This window comes from Ensifer sp. LC163 (genome assembly GCF_001695855.1).
Lineage (GTDB): Bacteria > Pseudomonadota > Alphaproteobacteria > Rhizobiales > Rhizobiaceae > Ensifer.
This window is the reverse complement of the sequence record NZ_MBSS01000010.1, coordinates 29,176-45,508: the sequence shown is the minus strand read 5'-3', so window position 1 is coordinate 45,508 and position 16,333 is coordinate 29,176. Positions and strand designations below refer to the sequence as shown.

17 protein-coding genes are annotated in these 16,333 nt (G+C 62.9%); 13 read left to right on the top strand and 4 right to left on the bottom strand.

Annotation, left to right across the window (positions count from 1 at the left end):
* Positions 1-16 precede the first annotated feature (16 nt).
* The 6 genes from BC360_RS08895 to BC360_RS08870 are packed head-to-tail and all read left to right on the top strand — an operon-like array spanning position 17 to position 5,867.
* On the top strand, positions 17-961 hold the full coding sequence (locus BC360_RS08895) for an ABC transporter permease (RefSeq protein WP_065794962.1): 945 nt from the start codon (positions 17-19) through the stop codon (positions 959-961).
* On the top strand, positions 958-1,842 hold the full coding sequence (locus tag BC360_RS08890) for an ABC transporter permease (RefSeq protein WP_065794961.1): 885 nt from the start codon (positions 958-960) through the stop codon (positions 1,840-1,842). Before BC360_RS08895 ends, BC360_RS08890 begins: the two co-directional genes overlap by 4 nt.
* Positions 1,839-3,488, top strand: a complete 1,650-nt coding sequence (locus tag BC360_RS08885) for a dipeptide ABC transporter ATP-binding protein (protein ID WP_065794960.1) — start codon at positions 1,839-1,841, stop codon at positions 3,486-3,488. Before BC360_RS08890 ends, BC360_RS08885 begins: the two co-directional genes overlap by 4 nt.
* A 29-nt stretch (positions 3,489-3,517) precedes the next feature.
* Positions 3,518-4,564: a putative FMN-dependent luciferase-like monooxygenase gene (locus tag BC360_RS08880; RefSeq protein WP_065794959.1), complete on the top strand. Its 1,047-nt coding sequence runs from the start codon at positions 3,518-3,520 to the stop codon at positions 4,562-4,564.
* A gap of 60 nt (positions 4,565-4,624) precedes the next feature.
* Positions 4,625-5,242, top strand: coding sequence for a CMD domain protein (locus tag BC360_RS08875; protein ID WP_065794958.1), 618 nt, complete (start codon positions 4,625-4,627; stop codon positions 5,240-5,242).
* A gap of 19 nt (positions 5,243-5,261) precedes the next feature.
* A complete protein-coding gene (locus BC360_RS08870; protein ID WP_065794957.1) occupies positions 5,262-5,867 on the top strand; it encodes an alkylhydroperoxidase domain protein in 606 nt (201 codons plus the stop codon).
* 243 nt (positions 5,868-6,110) lie between these two features.
* Here the strand turns inward: BC360_RS08870 and BC360_RS08865 are convergent, their stop codons facing one another.
* The gene (locus tag BC360_RS08865; protein ID WP_053252046.1) at positions 6,111-6,521 is read right to left on the bottom strand and encodes a DUF983 domain-containing protein; all 411 of its coding nucleotides are present in this window, start codon (positions 6,519-6,521) and stop codon (positions 6,111-6,113) included.
* A 187-nt stretch (positions 6,522-6,708) separates the two neighbouring features.
* Positions 6,709-8,106, bottom strand: a complete 1,398-nt coding sequence (locus tag BC360_RS08860) for a PLP-dependent aminotransferase family protein (RefSeq protein ID WP_065794956.1) — start codon at positions 8,104-8,106, stop codon at positions 6,709-6,711.
* 480 nt (positions 8,107-8,586) lie between these two features.
* On the opposite strand from BC360_RS08860, the gene BC360_RS08855 reads away from it, so the two are divergent.
* On the top strand, positions 8,587-9,375 hold the full coding sequence (locus BC360_RS08855; protein ID WP_083222491.1) for a pentapeptide repeat-containing protein: 789 nt from the start codon (positions 8,587-8,589) through the stop codon (positions 9,373-9,375).
* Between the two features lie 15 nt (positions 9,376-9,390).
* Here BC360_RS08855 and BC360_RS08850 read toward each other — a convergent pair whose 3' ends face one another.
* Positions 9,391-9,966, bottom strand: coding sequence for a nucleoside 2-deoxyribosyltransferase (locus tag BC360_RS08850; protein WP_065794955.1), 576 nt, complete (start codon positions 9,964-9,966; stop codon positions 9,391-9,393).
* Positions 9,967-10,189: 223 nt separating this feature from the next.
* Between BC360_RS08850 and BC360_RS08845 the strand changes: the two genes are divergently transcribed.
* On the top strand, positions 10,190-10,609 hold the full coding sequence (locus tag BC360_RS08845) for an acyl-CoA thioesterase (protein ID WP_065794954.1): 420 nt from the start codon (positions 10,190-10,192) through the stop codon (positions 10,607-10,609).
* Between the two features lie 22 nt (positions 10,610-10,631).
* Here the strand turns inward: BC360_RS08845 and BC360_RS08840 are convergent, their stop codons facing one another.
* Entirely contained in the window at positions 10,632-11,591 is a 960-nt protein-coding gene (locus BC360_RS08840) for a LysR family transcriptional regulator (RefSeq protein ID WP_065783579.1), read from the bottom strand.
* Between the two features lie 141 nt (positions 11,592-11,732).
* On the opposite strand from BC360_RS08840, the gene BC360_RS08835 reads away from it, so the two are divergent.
* From BC360_RS08835 to BC360_RS08815, 5 genes are all read left to right on the top strand, one after another.
* Positions 11,733-12,515 carry an ABC transporter substrate-binding protein gene (locus tag BC360_RS08835; RefSeq protein WP_065783580.1) on the top strand — a complete coding sequence of 261 codons (783 nt, stop codon included), beginning with the start codon at positions 11,733-11,735 and terminating at the stop codon, positions 12,513-12,515.
* A gap of 79 nt (positions 12,516-12,594) precedes the next feature.
* Positions 12,595-13,242 (top strand): amino acid ABC transporter permease, encoded by a 648-nt coding sequence (locus tag BC360_RS08830; protein WP_065794953.1) that lies wholly within the window; start codon positions 12,595-12,597, stop codon positions 13,240-13,242.
* A 13-nt stretch (positions 13,243-13,255) separates the two neighbouring features.
* A complete protein-coding gene (locus BC360_RS08825) occupies positions 13,256-13,915 on the top strand; it encodes an amino acid ABC transporter permease (protein WP_065794952.1) in 660 nt (219 codons plus the stop codon).
* Entirely contained in the window at positions 13,912-14,676 is a 765-nt protein-coding gene (locus BC360_RS08820) for an amino acid ABC transporter ATP-binding protein (RefSeq protein ID WP_065794951.1), read from the top strand. Before BC360_RS08825 ends, BC360_RS08820 begins: the two co-directional genes overlap by 4 nt.
* Positions 14,677-14,684: 8 nt before the next feature.
* On the top strand, positions 14,685-16,322 hold the full coding sequence (locus BC360_RS08815) for a N,N-dimethylformamidase beta subunit family domain-containing protein (RefSeq protein WP_065795024.1): 1,638 nt from the start codon (positions 14,685-14,687) through the stop codon (positions 16,320-16,322).
* Positions 16,323-16,333 lie beyond the last annotated feature (11 nt).

Genomic DNA, 16,333 nt, shown 5'->3' with positions numbered 1-16,333 from the left:
AGCAGAGGAACGGCAAATGTCCGGATATTTGCTCAATCGCCTGGGGCAGGCATTGTTCGTCCTATGGGCGGCTTTCACCATCTCCTTCGTGTTGCTTCAGGCGATGCCCGGTGACGCCATCCTCATCAAGTTTCAGAACCCGGAACTCGGGCTCAACCCGCAGCAGATTGCCAATATCCGGGCTTCCTATGCCGCCGACAGTGCCATCTGGGTGCAGTATGTCCAGACGATCGGCCGGTTCTCCACCGGCAACTTCGGCTATTCCGTTCAAGCCGGCGTTCCCGTCAGCACGATGCTTGCGGCGCACCTGCCGGCGACGCTCAAACTCGCATCGCTTGGCTTCGTTCTTGCCGCTGTCCTTGCTGTTGCCATCGCCTTCGTATCGAGCCTCACGCCCTTCGCCTGGCTCCGTGGCGCGCTCCAGTCCGTGCCCTCGCTTTTCATCTCGATCCCGACTTTCTGGCTCGGAATCATGCTGATCCAGATCTTTTCCTTTCGCCTGAAACTCGTGCCGGTCATCAATCCCGGTCCCTGGCAGGAGCTCATCCTGCCCGTCGTCACCCTGGCCGTGCCGATCTCCGCGCCGCTTGCCCAGGTGCTGGTGCGCAACATCGACGACGTGCTCACACGCCCCTTCGTTGCGGTTGCTCGCGCCAAGGGGGCGACCCGCCACTGGGTTCTGTGGCGACACGTTGCCAAGAACGCGCTGCTGCCGACGCTGACCATCGCCGGCGTGCTCTTCGGCGAGCTCATCGCCGGCGCGGTCGTCACCGAAACGGTCTTCGGCCTCAACGGTATCGGAGGACTGACGGAAAGGGCCGTCGGCAGCCAGGACGCTGCCGTGCTCCAGGCAATCGTCGTGCTCTCGGCCCTAGCCTTCGTCGTCATCAATCTCATCGTGGATCTGCTCTTTCCTGTGCTCGATCCGCGTCTTCGGACAAAAGCAGGAGCCACGGCATGACTACCTTCGACACGATCCACGACGACGTCATCGCGTCAGGGCGCGGGCAGCGGACCGGCAGGCGCTTGTCGCTGCCCCTCCTCATGCGCCGGTTGCCGCCGGGCCTCGTTTTGTCCTGGCTGGTTCTGGGTATTGCCTTCCTCTGGGCGGTCGCCCCGTGGCTTTTCACCAGCTACAACCCGCTCGAAGGGGTCGGCGGTGAACAGCTGCGGCGGCCGGATGCGGGCCATCTGCTGGGCACCGACGCGCTCGGGCGCGATCTCTACGCCCGCATCGTCTATGGCGCTGTCCACTCGCTTGCCGGCGCCTTCGTCGCCGTTGCCCTTGGTCTTGTCATCGGCATCGGCCTCGGTGTGGTGGCTGGTTCGGTCCGGCGCCGGCTTGACGACGCGATCATGCGGCTTGTCGACGTGTTGCTGTCGATCCCGCCCTTGCTACTGTCGCTCAGCGTCATCATTTTGCTCGGCTTCGGCACGGTCAATGCGGCGATTGCCGTTGGCCTCACTTCGGTTGCCGGCTTCGCGCGCCTGGCACGCTCGGAAGTGGTGCGTGTCCGGCGCAGCGATTATGTCGAGGCGGCTTTCGGCAGCGGCGGCACATTCTCCGCTGTGCTCTGGCGGCATGTGTTGCCGAATTCGCTGACTTCTGTCCTTGGCATCGCGGCGTTGCAGTTCGGCTCGGCGGTGCTGCAGATCTCGACCCTTGGATTCCTAGGCTACGGCGCGCCGCCGCCGACACCGGAATGGGGGCTGCTGATTGCCGAGGGCCGCAACTACATCTCAACGGCCTGGTGGCTGACGACCGCGCCAGGCGTCGTCGTTGTCTTGGTGGTTCTGGCCGCCAATCGCGTCAGCCAATCCTTCGGCAAGGTGGCGGCATGAGTACGTCAGCCGCTGCATCCCCGCCGGTGCTCGAAGTCGAGAACCTGTCGATCTCCTACCATGACGGCATCGCCCATCACCGTGCCGTTCACGATGTTTCGTTTCGGATCGAGCCCGGCGAGGTTGTCGCGCTGGTCGGCGAGTCAGGCTCCGGCAAGACGACGACGGCGCAGTCGATCATCGGTCTGCTCCAGGCCAACGGCCGCATCGATGGCGGCAGCATCAAGCTCAACGGCACGGACATTGCGCGTTGGTCGGATCGCCAGCTCGATGTCGTGCGAGGCGCCAAGATCAGTCTGGTGCCGCAGGATCCGGCAAGCTCGCTCAATCCCGTCAAGACGATCGGGGCGCAGGTCAGCGAGATTCTTCGGATCCATGGCGCCGCAAGCGGTCATGCTCTGGAAGCGCAGGTGATTTCACTTCTGGAGCGCGTCGGGCTGAGCGAACCTGCGCTCAGGGTGCGGCAATATCCGCATGAGCTTTCGGGCGGCATGCGCCAGCGCGTGTTGATTGCCATCGCTGTCGCGCTGAAGCCACAGCTCATCATCGCCGACGAGCCGACAAGCGCGCTCGATGTCACGGTCCAGAGACGCATTCTCGACCTGATCGATGAATTGCGCACCGAATTCGGCACCTCGGTGCTGCTCGTGACGCACGACCTCGGTGTTGCCGCTGACCGCGCCGACCGGCTTGTCGTGTTGCAGGGCGGGCGGGTTCAGGAGCTCGGGGCGACCAAAATTGTCCTGGCCGCACCGCGCAGCGCGTACACCCGGCAGTTGATTGCCGACGCGCCGTCGTTCTCGGCCGTTGCCCGCAAAACTCCGGCGACCGCCCGCGAAAAGGCTGCGCCTTCGGACAACGACGTCGTCATCGTTGATGGCCTTGTGCAGGACTTCGTGCGGCCGGACGGCGATGGCAAACCGTTTCGTGCTGTCGACGGCCTCAGTTTCCGGGTCCGCCGCGGCACCACCCATGCCATCGTCGGTGAATCGGGTTCCGGCAAGACCACCAGCATTCGCGCCATCGTCGGGTTTCAGAAACCGACGGCGGGTCGCATCGAGATCGACGGCACCGATCTCTCGCAGCTTCGCGGCGAAACACTGCGTCAGTTCAGGCGCAAGATCCAGCTTGTCTACCAGAACCCCTATGGTTCGCTCGATCCACGCCAAACAGTGTTCGATATCGTTGCCGAGCCGTTGTTGAATTTTGGAAGGCTCGCCCGCCCGGCGCGCGAAGCGAAGGCCCGGGCGATCCTCAGCCGCGTTGGCCTGCCGGAAGCGGCCCTCAGTCGCCGTCCGCATGCACTTTCAGGCGGCCAACGGCAACGTGTGGCGATTGCGCGCGCACTCGTGCTCGACCCCGACGTTGTCGTTCTCGACGAGGCGGTCTCGGCCCTCGACGTGACGGTGCAGGCCCGCATCCTCGATCTTCTCGATGAACTCCAGCACGATCTCGGGCTGACCTACCTGTTCGTATCTCATGACCTCGCGGTCGTGCGGCAGATCTCGGACACGGTGTCCGTGCTGAAGGACGGCCGTCTGGTCGACGGAGGAGCGGTCGAGGATGTCTTCGAACGGCCGGGCAGCGACTACACCCGTGAACTCATCAACGCCATTCCCGGACAAAATCGAGCAGCCCTCGTCTGACGGCGCAGGAATGAATGACAGGACAAAAAATGACTAAGACGACGCCACGTAAGCGACTAGGGTTCTTCACGCGTCTCCTCGACGATGTGCCTGCCGGCGCGCGCTATCATTATGCGGCCGAGCAGATCGCCACCGCCGAGCGCTTCGGCTTTGATACGGCCTGGGTGGCCCAGCATCATTTCCATGCCGACGAAGGCGGCCTGCCGGCGCCGCTCGTCTTTCTGGCGCATGTGGCTGCGCAGACGTCGCGGATCAGGCTCGGCACAGGCGTCATAACCCTGCCGCTCGAAAATCCGATCCGCGTTGCCGAGGATGCGGCGGTGCTCGACCTTCTCTCCTGCGGGCGTGTCGAAATCGGCTTCGGTACCGGTGGTACGCCATCGTCCTTTACCGCCTTCGGTCTCGAGAGTGCCGAGCGCGGAGACATTTTTGCGCGACATCTGCGCGTGGTTCTCGATGCCTGGGCGGGGCGTAGCCTTGCGGGTGGAGACCAGCTTTATCCGACCGCACCGCAATTGCTCGACCGGATCTGGCAGGCGACATTCTCGGTCGCCGGCGGGGAGAGGGCAGGGCGCGCCGGAGACGGCCTCATGCTGTCCCGCACCCAGCCCCGGACCGTAGAACGCCCGGATGCGCCACTCGCCGAACTTCAGAATCCGATCATCGACGCCTATCTCGCCGGATTGCCGGCAGGTCAGACGCCGCGGATCCTGGGATCCCGTAGCCTCTTCGTGGCTGACAGCCGTGCTGAGGCACTGCGCCTGGCCGATATCGGTTTGCACCGCGGCGCGGAACGGCTGATTGCAGCGGGTCACAAACCTGCCGGCAACTCGCTCGCCGAGTTGATCGCCGCCTTCGACGTCCACGTCGGCACGCCCGACGACGTGATCGAAAGCCTTCGCGCCGACACGACCCTCGATCGGGTCACCGACCTCGTATTCCAGGTGCACTCCATCGATCCGCCACACCCGCTGATCCTGCGCTCGATCGAGCTGATCGCGACCAGGGTCGCGCCGGCGCTCGGATGGGCACGGGAGGAAAAGTTCGCACCGCGCCGTATCGGAGCCGTCGGCTGACCGCACCGATCGCAGCAGCGACGCCTGCAGCGCCACCCAATTGAAGGAAGGAGACTTACCATGACCACATCAACACCCGATATCATCGACCTGCTCGCCGGCATCAAGCCGGGCTCATCGCTCGATCGTATCCGCACCCAACGTCCGGAAACGCGCGAGCAGGCGCAGAAGAGCTATCTCGCACTTTTTGAACCCGACAATTTCGGCGATGTTTCGCTGGTCGAACGCCAGGCAATCGCCAGCTTCGTCGCCGGGCTGCATCGGCAAGCGGATATTTTCGAGCTCTACGTCAGTCCCTTGGAGGAAAGCGGAGCAAACCGCTGGCTGGTCGAGGTGTTGAAGGCCGAGATCGGCGCAGCGCAGGCCGTCGGGCCCTATGGGCAATATCCAGCCGGCCCTTTGAGCGTCGAGGATGCATCCGGCCCGATCTATCAGGTGTCGAATGCGGGCCGCGAAGCGCTCGGAGCAAAGCGCGCAGCAGCGCTCGAACATGCGCATCTGCTTGTCTTTCATCTGCGTGACGCGAGCCCGAAAGCGTTGCAGGTGCTCCTTGATGCCGGCTGGACGACGAACGGCATCGTGACGCTGTCGCAGCTTGTCGCATTCGTTGCGTTCCAGATCCGGGTGATCACCGGCCTTGGTTTGCTGGCTGCCTCCAACAGGCGTGCGGCCGCCTGAGCCTCTGAAGGAGTTTTTCATGACTGACCACATCATCACGCCCACGATCGAAAATCGCCCTGTCGAGTTCACGCAGGCGGAGATCGGCTGGACACCCTGGCTTGAGCCGCTTGCAGAGGACGAGCTGACGGAGGCGCATCTTGCCGGTCTCGTCGAGGCGTCGCGAGCCAAATCGCCTTACTTCCGCTTGCTCGTTCGCGATCCCGCGGTTCTCGAAGCCCGGACGAAGACCGACAAGGATATCTTCTACAACACGCGCACCGGCCTGCCGCGCGCCGACCGCGAACTCGCAGCGACGGCGGCGTCGCGGTCGAACGGCTGTATTTTCTGCGCGTCCGTACATTCGCGTTTCGCCTCGCACCATTCCAAGCGCGGCGACGACGTGCAGAAGCTGCTCGATGAGGGGGTGGAGGCCGATCTCGGCGAGCGCTGGAACGCGATCGTTGCAGCCTCGGTGGCGTTGACCGCGACGCCACCGACATTCGGCGATGATCATATCGAACGGCTTTCTGCAGCCGGCCTCGACGAACTCGAGATCGCCGACGTCATCCACGGCGCCGCCTTCTTCAACTGGGCAAACCGCCTGATGCTTTCGCTCGGCGAGCCGACAGCGGCGGTGCAATGATCTGAGATTGAGGGGCCGGGGGCCGGCATGGTGTACGGCCCAGCCAGATGCCCTCACGCGATCGTTCCGTGGCCAAAGGCTCAGCGCTGTGAAGAAGCTAATGGCTTTGACGGTATCGCGCAGCCTCTTTGAGGACCAACCGAACAAGGCGCGAGCATTGCCCGCGCCTTGTTGGTATTCGTTATTGGTCTCGACCACTGCGGCGGGCCATCTGATGCTTAACGTCAATCCGGCGAACGACGCCTATTGGGTCGGGGCGAGCGGTGGTTCGACCTGTCTGCGCACCAGCTTCCCTTCCTCTGCCTTGTAGAAGAACTGGCTCGAGACCAGCCATCCCTTCAGCGGCCGAAGAGGTGGAATGCACGTCAACAACATGAACGGACCGGTCACCAGAAGGTGCATCCAAAGCGGCGCGCTGTACTGTACCTCCAGCCATACGCCGAGCAGTACGCTCGGCACGCAGCCGAAGCAAATCACGAAGAAGGCGGGGCCGTCAGCGGGGTCGGCAAAGGAGTAATCGAGATCGCAGACCTCGCACTTCTTGCGCATCTTGAGGAAACCTTCGAACAGATGCCCCTGGCCGCAACGCGGACAACGGCCGCGCAGGCCGGTTTGCATCGGGGGAATGGGAGGCCAATCGTGATCCGAAGACATATGCGTTCCTTTCAGGCGTCTGCGGCGCAGCCTTTGCCTGTGCGCCTGCTGATATGCCTGGGTGCGGTCGACGGAAGTTCCGTGCCGCCTCAGGCCTGCAGGGATTAAAGCGCTCAAAACCATACATTGTCAATTTATTGTATGCATACATTGCTGCGACAATTTCGCCGACAGCAATCGGAACGGCTCACACAACGAGGCTCGATGCGGCTGGGGATTGCTCGATCAGGTCCGCAATCGTCATCAGGCTGCGCTGCAATTCCTCGTGCGTTCGCGCCGCGCCAAGGCCAAGGCGTACCGCCTCCGGGGCCGGACCGATCGCGAAGGCATCGCTGGCAACGACGCTGATGCCCGATGCCCGCAGCCGGCCGGAAAAATCGCCTCGCGTCCACGGCGGCGGCAGGTGTAGCCACAGGTGGAAGCCTTCCTGGTCCGTCTGAACAATGTCCTTTGGCAACAATCGGCTGACCATCGCCTGCCGGATTGTCACTTCGCGGCGGATGGCGCTAAGGACTTCACTTGCTGTGCCGTCCTCGATCCAGCGCGTCGCGACCGCGGCGTTGAAGGGGGGCGCCATGCCGCTCGTGGCGCGTATCGCGCCTTCGAGCCGGACGCTGCTCTGGCGATCCGGAACGACGAGATAGGCAATCCGCAACGCCGGCGACAGGCACTTGGCGAGACCTGCGATGTGGTAGACGAGGTCAGGCGCGAGCGCCGCCAATGGCGTCGGCGCAGAAACTGGAAGCGCGCCATAGGCGTCATCTTCGATGATCGTCACGTCATGGCTGCGCGCAATGGCGACGATCGCCGTGCGGCGCTCAAGCGACAGCGTCGATGTGGTCGGGTTGTGAAGCGTGGGATTACAATAAAGCACCTTTAATTTTCTGCTTCTGCAAACGGCCTCAAACTGCTCTGGCATCATGCCATTTCTGTCGACGGCAACACCGATGAGTTCGATGCCGAGATGGGCGGCGAGCGCCCGCAGGCCGGGATAGGCGATAGCCTCCGACGCGATCGCCTCGCCGGGCTTTGCAAGGCTGCTGATCGCTGCGAGCAGGGCGCTTTGCGCACCCGCGCAGATCAGCACGCGCTCGGGCGGGATTTCTCCGAGGCGCGGTCGCAGCCAGCCCGCGCCGACTGCGCGATTGTGCAGTGCGCCGCCTGCCGCCTGATACCGCATCAGCAGGTCGAGGCCGTGTTCGCCCTGCAGGCTGCTGATGTCGCCCCACAACCGCCTCGTCAGTGCGGCATCGTCGAAAAGCGGCGGCAGATTCATGCTCATGTCGACAAGGCCATCGGCTGCCGGCTGCAGACCCTTCATCCTTCGCGCCTTGACATAAGTACCCTGGCCGACGCGCCCTTCCACCAATCCGCGGTGCCGGGCCTCGTTGTAGGCCCGGCTCACCGTGGTGAAGTCGATGCCCAAGGCGCTGGCGAGCGCCCGCTGGGGCGGCAGCCGCGTGCCTTCGGACAGGCGACCTTCGGCGATATCTGCGGCGATGGCGTCGGCAATGGCGATATAGAGCGGTCCGTTTGCCTTCCTGATCGCCGGTAGCCAGGTTGTATCCGATGCGTCCGCAGTCATGGCACCACCTCAAATCAATATTGTATGGATATTGCATGTTTTCATACATTGGCGCAAGCTGCTGTATCTCGTAGCGGTGCCAGCTTGTTCGCCGCCTCCGCATCGGCGTGGAGAGCGGTAGAAACAGTTGCGCCGTTTCCGTTGTTGCGGAAACCCTGGGAGCTTCTGGACGTTCAACTTACCCGGAGACTTCAGAACCGGGCGCTGGTTGCAGACACGCGGTTGCAATTGTCTTGAGTGCGCACCCGGTGACCAATGTCCCATCGTGGCGCGCGTTGCCGTCGAGACAGGTAGGTTTCAGTCTCTTGTCATCAGCGCGAATCTTGTTTGCCATATCGCGCGGCTGTCATTTGCGCGAACAGCAACAATGTCATACGCTTAAGCCGTGACGCGCCATCCTGCGGCTATTTTTCGCCGCCAAGGCGCGCAAATGAGAAATGCAACAGAACCGGTCCACGTTAAGGGCCGTGGAGCAGCGCCATGCAGATCCCCAAGCCAAAGCCCATTCGATCATCTGTCGCAACCGGGGAGGGTGGGTTCGGCGACACAGTCGGGATCAAACACGTCGTGCGCGCCTGCGGCAAACGTTCGGCCATCGGATTGTCTGCATTCCTGGTGACGCTCACCCTCTCGAATTTTGCCTATGCCGCGAACTGCAAGGGGACGTCGGCGCCGGGCGTCGACTGGAGCGATTGCAACAAGAAACAATTGATGCTCGGCGGCATCGACCTTGAGGGTGGCAATCTCGTCAGTACCGACTTTACCCTGACGGATCTGAGGGACGCCAATCTTACGGCGGCAAACCTGGAAAAGGCGACACTGGTGCGTTCGTCATTGGCCGGCGCCAGAGCCGACAAGGCGAATTTCGCCAAGGTCGAGGCCTACCGAAGCAGTTTCGCCGGCATCTCGGCGGAAGGCGCTTCCTTCAATAGTTCCGAGCTGCAGCGGACGAATTTCAGCGGCGCCAAGTTGACGGGCGCCGACTTCGAGAAGGCCGAACTCGGGCGCGCCAATTTCGAGAAGGCGGTTCTGACGGGCACACGTTTCCCGATGGCCAACCTGTCGCGCGCCACATTCAGCGGCTCCACCTTCGAAGGCCCGATCGACTTCACCGATGCGTTCATGTTCCTGACGCGTATCGAAGGTGTGGACCTGTCTGCCGCGACCGGGCTCGAGCAAGAGCAGGTCAACCTGACATGCGGCGACAGTGCCACCAAACTGCCGGCCGGGCTATCCGTTCCGGCTAATTGGCCTTGCCCGGTCGACTGAGCGAGGGCGATCATCTCAGCTGAGATGACGCTTGGCGGCGAGCGCCAGGCACTCTTTGAATGCCTCGAGGTCGGTCAGGCGGTCGGCTTCGGCCACCTCGCGCTTCACGAAGGTTCCGCCCCGCGCCAGAATGCCGCCATCGAGCATCAGATTATCGGCCATGTCGAAATCCTCGATGCTCAGGCCGTCCGGTCCAGCCATGCGGCCGTCCGGGCGCATGGCGGCCTTGCCACCGTAATGGCCGTGGAGGATGCGGTCATAATAGCTTCGCGAGGTGTTGGTGTAGGCATAGACATGGCGGCCACGGCCGCACATGAAGCCGACCTCAAAGACCGTGCCGACGTCGGCGCTGATGCCGCGAAACGGCGTCAGATTGGCGATGATCATGTCGCTGGCCAGCATCATGCCTTCATCCACACCGTAGATGGCGACGCCGCGGGCATGCTTGGTTTCGGCCGGCGGAATTTCCAGGTCGCCGGGCACGAGCGGCGTAAAGCCGGCCGCACGAGCAAGCTCGGCTTTGCGCGCCTGGATCTCCACGGCATTGCTCAGGAACACTTCGGGCCCGGCCAGATATACTTTCACGATCATGCTCCTTGCAGACTTCCCAGTTCGTCTGGGGAGCGCAGCCTAGGGAGGTCGCAGGTGAGCGCCTAGGGGGTGTGTTCGCGTGGCCGGCCCTTACCCACCGATATTTCCATACCTGTCCGCCGCGCGCAGGAGCAGTTGGCGCGGGCACGGCATGGACAGGCGGCTTTGTCATCCGCTATCTCTCAGCCGTTTCGTCCAGACTATCCTTCAGCGAGGTCCGCAGATGCCAAGCCAGCCTTTGACCACCTATGTCGGCGTTGCGCATCCGTGGATGTGCGACACGATGGGGCACATGAACGTCCGCCACTATGCGGCGATGTTCGATGATGCGAGCTTCCAGCTGCTCGGCCATATTGCCGGGCTCGATGCTCAAAGCGAGCCGGTCAAGGGCTGGGCGGACGTGCGGTCGGAAGTGGAATACAAGCACGAGACGAAGGCCGGCACGCTGATCACCATCCGTTCGCGGGTCGTCAAGCTTGGTCGTTCCTCGGTGACCTTCGAGCAGATCATGTCGGGCACGCTGGATGACGTTGTCCATGCCGTCAACCGAACCGTGACCGTTCGCTTCGACCTTTCGGCGCGCACGGCAATGGCTTTGGAGCCGACGGCTCGCGCCCGTGCAGAAGCATTGCTTCAAGCGTGATCTGTCATTGGCCGACGGTTCGTCAGTCCGGGTAGATCCGCTCTTCGACCGGGGTTTCCGCGATCAGCATCTGCAGCCCGGTGATCAACGCCTTTTCGGCGCGGTTCATCGCCTTGTCGGGATTTGTCAGCATGAAGATGTCGATGGCAGGCGGTGCTTCATAAGGCGGCAGCCGCCACAGCACACCATCGGCCACGTCGCGGCGCGCCACATGCAGCGGCAAAGGACCGACGCCGAGGCCCGCTATGATCATGCGGCGAACCTCTTCAAGGCTGGAGGAGACGCCAACGACATTGGCGTTAAGCTTGGCTTCGCTGCGCAGAAGCGCAACGGGTCGCAGTGCGTCGGCGATATGATCGGTATGAAACGAGACGGACGTTTCGCCCTTGAGGTCGCCGAGTTTCAAACCCTTCGCCCCGAACAGCCGGTGGTGCGGGCCGCAGAAGAAGCCGAAGAACTCTCGAAAGACCAGGAGATAATCCAGCGCCGGGTCGCGCACGCTGACGAGGCAGAGGCCGAAGGAAGCCCTTTTCTCCCGCACCTGGCGCGTGACTTCGCCGCTTGCTGCCACCGAGATGTTCAGCGTCGCGCGCGGATAGTTGCGGTGGAACTCCATCAGTGCACGGTCGAAGATCGGCGACACCACATGGCTGGCGACGGCGATCGTCACATGCCCGGTCACATCGTCGCTGACCCCGCGCACCAGTTGCGGCAGCTGGGATATGGTCCCGAAGACTTCGACCGCCTGCTCGTAGAGAAGTTGGCCGACTTCGGTCAGGTCGAAGCGTGTCGCATCGCGCTCGACGAGCCGGCGCCCGACCCGGTCCTCCAGCCGTTTTAACGCGTTGCTGACGCTCGGTTGCTTCAGGTTCAGCCGCTCCGCCGCACGCGTAATGCTTTTCACCTCCGCGATCACCACGAAGGTGCGCAGGAGGTTCCAGTCGAGCTCCCATACGAGCCGTTCAGATCGGGGTGTTACCATTCCTGAAATCTATGCCCTCTATTCCCATTATCTATTTGCGCAATGCTGATGCAAAGGCAATCATGAAATTCGGAAGGCGCCTCGATGCCCGTCCCAAGCGCACGAGAAGGCGCATTCGTCCAGAGGAGCAAGGAACATTTCATGAAGACCATTTTCTCCGGCCTTTTGGCCGCAACGCTTACCATTGCCGCAACTTTCTCCGCAGTGTCGGCGCGCGCTGACGACCTCGAGGCCGTGAAGTCTGCGGGCGAACTGAAGATCGCGATGAGCGGGCAATATCCACCCTTCAACTTCGTCAACGAACAGAACCAGGTCGTCGGCTTCGACGCCTCGATCGGCCAGGCGATCGCTGAACGCGTCGGCGTCAAGGGCACGCTGGTAACGACGGCATGGGACGGCATCATCGCGGGCCTGCTCGCCAACAAATACGACACGGTCGTCGGCTCCATGACCATCACGCCGGAGCGCGAGAAGGTCGTCGATTTCGTCGGCCCGTACTATCATGCCGGCCGCGCCGTCTTCGTCGCCGAAGGCTCCGCCGTTCAGAAACTCGACGAACTCAAGGGCAAGACGCTCGGCGTGACGCTCGGTGAAACCCACGAGAAGTGGGCCCGCGAACAGGGCGGCTGGGACGTGCGCACCTATAAGGGCCTGCCCGAGTTGATGATGGAACTGAAGAGCGGCCGCGTCGATGCGATCGTCGTCGACAACATTCCTGTCATGGTTGCCGTCAAGGAAACCGGTGAGAAGGTCCGTCGGCTCGAAACGCCGGACATCGAAGGCGGCAGCGTCGCCATCGGCATCGCCATCCGCAAGAACAACCCGGAACTGAAGGCTGCAATGCAGAAGGCGCTCGAGGATATGCTGGCAGACGGCTCCTACGAGAAGATCGCCATGGAATGGGTCGGCAGCGACATTCGCTAGTCCCTCGCTTCTAACGTCTCCGGCCGCCCGCTGACGGTCGCGGCCGGAGACCGTTACTTTCTCCCCCCGGAGTTTTCCAATGGACTTTTCGCTGGTGCAGCGCGTCTTCCCGTTCTTCGTGGAAGCGGCGTGGATCACGATCGAGATATCGGTGCTTTCGCTGGCCCTGGGGCTCGTCGTCGCCTTTCTCGTGGCGGCGGCAAAGATGTCGCGCTCTCTGCCGTTGCGCGCCTTCGGCTCCGCCTATGTCAGCCTGTTTCGCGGCACGCCGTGCCTGATTCAGCTTTTCGTCCTCTATTTCGGCGGACCACAGATCGGCATCAATCTGGAACCTTTCGCCGCCGGCGTGATCGGGCTCGGGCTCAACATCGGCGCCTATATGGCCGAAGCCATCCGCGGCGCGATCCTGTCGGTCGATCGCGGCCAGACCGAGGCTGCGCGTTCGATCGGCTTCAGCCGGTTCCAGACGATGCGCAAGGTCGTGTTGCCGCAGGCGGCAAGATTGATGATCCGGCCACTTGGCGTCAATGCCGTGGCATTGGTGAAGGGGTCGGCGCTGGTATCGACGATATCCGTGGTCGAGCTGACCTACACTGCCCAGCGCTATATCGGCTCGACCTACAAGCCGTTCGAGATCTTCGGCGTTGCCGCCGTACTCTACATGCTCATCGTCTATGTTGTCGCGCGGATCGTCGATCTCATCGACCGGCGCTACGCCATAGCCTGAGGGAGAAGCGCACATGCAAGGTCTCGATTTTAGCGTCGTTCCGCCCTATGCCGAAATCCTCTGGATGGGGGTTTGGTGGACTGTTGTCCTTACCGTCTCGGCGGCCGCAATCAGCTTCATATTCGGTGTCGTTTTTGCCCTCGTTGTCCTCTATGCGCCAAAAGCGGTGGCATTGCCGGTGCGGGCGTTCATGTGGCTCTTCATGGGCACGCCGCTGCTGCTGCAACTGTTCCTGATCTACTACGGGCTCGGGCAGCTCGGCTTCAAGATTCCGGCACTTGTCGCCGGCATCATTGGCCTCGGTCTGCATTTTGCCGTCTACAACGCCGACATTCTGCGCGCCGGTATCGTCGCGGTGGATGTCGGGCAGGCGGAAGGAGCGCGCAGCCTCGGCTTCGGCCGCTTTCAGACCCTGCGCTACTTCATCGTGCCGCAGGCCGTGCGCAACACCATTCCGGCCATGGGCAACAACCTGATCGTGCTCTTGAAGGAATCGTCACTGGTGTCGATCATCGGCATTGCCGAACTGGTCCACGCCGCGCAGCTCGCGATCAGCGAGACCTTCCGGCCGTTCGAGTTCTACATCACGGTCGCAGCACTCTATTACATCCTAAACCTCGTCCTCGAAGCGGGTCTGCGCCGGGTCGAACAGAACGTGGAGGTATCACGATGACCGCCCAGCGACCCATGGTCGAAGTCAAGGCTGCCCGCAAGGCCTATGGCGAACTTCAGGTCCTGAAGGGCATCGACCTGTCGGTGGCCCGCGGCCAGATCGTCGCCATCATCGGCCCAAGCGGCTCCGGCAAGAGCACGCTCCTGCGCTCGATCAATCATCTCGAAACGCTCAACGGCGGTGAGGTCTGGCTCGACGGTGTCCAGGTCAACCAGAACCTGCGCGGCCGGGCCTTCGAGCGCCACATCAATGCGGTTCGCCAGCAGATGGGCATGGTGTTTCAGCACTTCAATCTGTTCCCGCACCTCACGGTGAACGAAAACGTCACGATGGGGCCGATCATCCTGAAGGGCATGGCGAAGGCTGCTGCACGCGAGCTTGCTGTCGAGCTCCTGTCGAAAGTCGGGCTGGCGGAAAAGGTCGATGCCTATCCCTCGCGGCTTTCCGGCGGTCAGAAGCAACGTGTTGCCATTGCCCGGGCGCTCGCGATGCAGCCGAAGGTCATGCTCTTCGACGAGGCGACCTCGGCGCTCGACCCCGAGCTCGTCGACGAGGTTAATGCGGTAATGAAGCAGCTCGCTGCCGAGCACATGACCATGCTGATCGTCACGCATGAGATGCGCTTTGCCGGTGAGGTCGCCGACCGCGTGCTGTTCATGGATGGCGGCGTCGTTGTCGAGCAGGGCGCACCGGGTGAAATCTTCCGCGAGCCGAAACAGGAGCGCACGCGGGCCTTCTTGAAGAAGTATCTGGCGGCGTGATGGATGCGATGAAGACGACCAGCAATCAGTTCCCCGATTTCGGGCTGACGCCGGAGCAGCGCCGTGATGCGGTGCTCGGCCACTACTACGAATACCCCGGAATGGATGGCGAGCGTGGCGAAATCTGGTGTTACACCGACGCCTATGCCTACCCGCCGGGTGCGACCGTCCGGCTTCAGGCAAGCTCGACCGCAGCCCAATTCGAGCTGGAAATCGTGCGCGACGGCGCCGTCGAGACGGCGGTCCTGAAGCGGCAGGGCATCGCCGCGCGGTGGCAGGATACGCCGGATCAATGCTCGGTGGTCGGCTGCGGCTGGGAGACGACCTTTGAATTCCAAGTGGGCGAGGATTGGTCCTCCGGCGCCTATCGCATCACCTTGACAGCCGAAGGCCGCGACGGGGCGCCCACTCGCTGTCACCACCTCTTCATCGTCCGTCCCGAGGCCGGCCGCAAACCGGGTCGCGTACTGCAGGTGGCGGCGACGGGATCCTGGACGTCCTATAATACCTGGGGTGGCTCGAACCACTACCAGGGCATCACCGGCCCAAACCGCGATCAATATGCAACGACGGTCAGCATCGAGCGGCCGTTCTGCCGCGGCTTCGTAAAGCTGCCAGCCGATGCGCCGCGGGTGCCGCTCGAGATCTACTCGCCGATGGCAGTGGCGCCACGTTACCCGCATATGGAATGGGCCTATGCCAACGGCTACTCCAAGAAATATGCCTCTTCCGGCTGGGCGAGCTATGACAGCCATTTCTTCCGCTGGGCCGAGCGTGAAGGCTATGGCGTCGATCTCGCCAGCCAGCACGAACTGCATTTCAACCCGGAAATCCTCGACGGTTACGATTGCGTCGTCTTCGTCGGCCACGACGAATACTGGACCTGGGAGATGCGCGACGCGGTCGACACCTATGTCGAGCGGGGCGGCCATGCCGCGCGCTTTGCCGGCAACTTCATGTGGCAGACGCGCCTGGAGGACGGCGGCAAGCGGCAGGTGTGCTACAAATATCGTTCGCGCGCCGAAGACCCGGCCTACCGCTCCGCCGATCCGACACGAACCTCCGGTTCCTGGGAAGCGGCGGAGATCGGCCGCCCCGGCGCCTCGACCTTCGGGCTCAATGCCACGCGTGGGCTCTATGTCGGCTGGGGCGGCTGCGCCCCGCGCGGCGCCCGCGGCTTCCCGGTCTACCGGCCGGAGCATTGGGCCTTTGCCGGAACCGGCATCTATTATGGCGACATCCTCGGGGCGGAAGGTCATGCCTTCGGCTACGAGGTCGACGGCCTCGACTACGTCATCCGGGGTGGCCTGCCGGAAGCGACGCCAGATAGCGGCGCCCCGGACGGCCTGGAAATTTTGGCGCTCGGCATGTCGTCGCTGAAGGAAGAGAGTGCCGACATTCCCGCCGACGACCAGTTCCTCTCCGACGCGGACGCGAAGTTCGTCGCCGAAACGCTGATCGGCGATGCCGACGAGGCGGCCGTCGATCGGATCAAGCGCGGCTGCGGCATGATCGTCAATTTCCCGCGCGGCAAGGGCGAGGTGTTCCACGCCGGCAGCTGCGAATGGGTAGCAGCCCTGAAACGTGGCGACGCGATGGTCGAGCGCGTCACCGCCAATGTTCTTAACCGTTACCTCAAACGCTGACAGAGACCGGA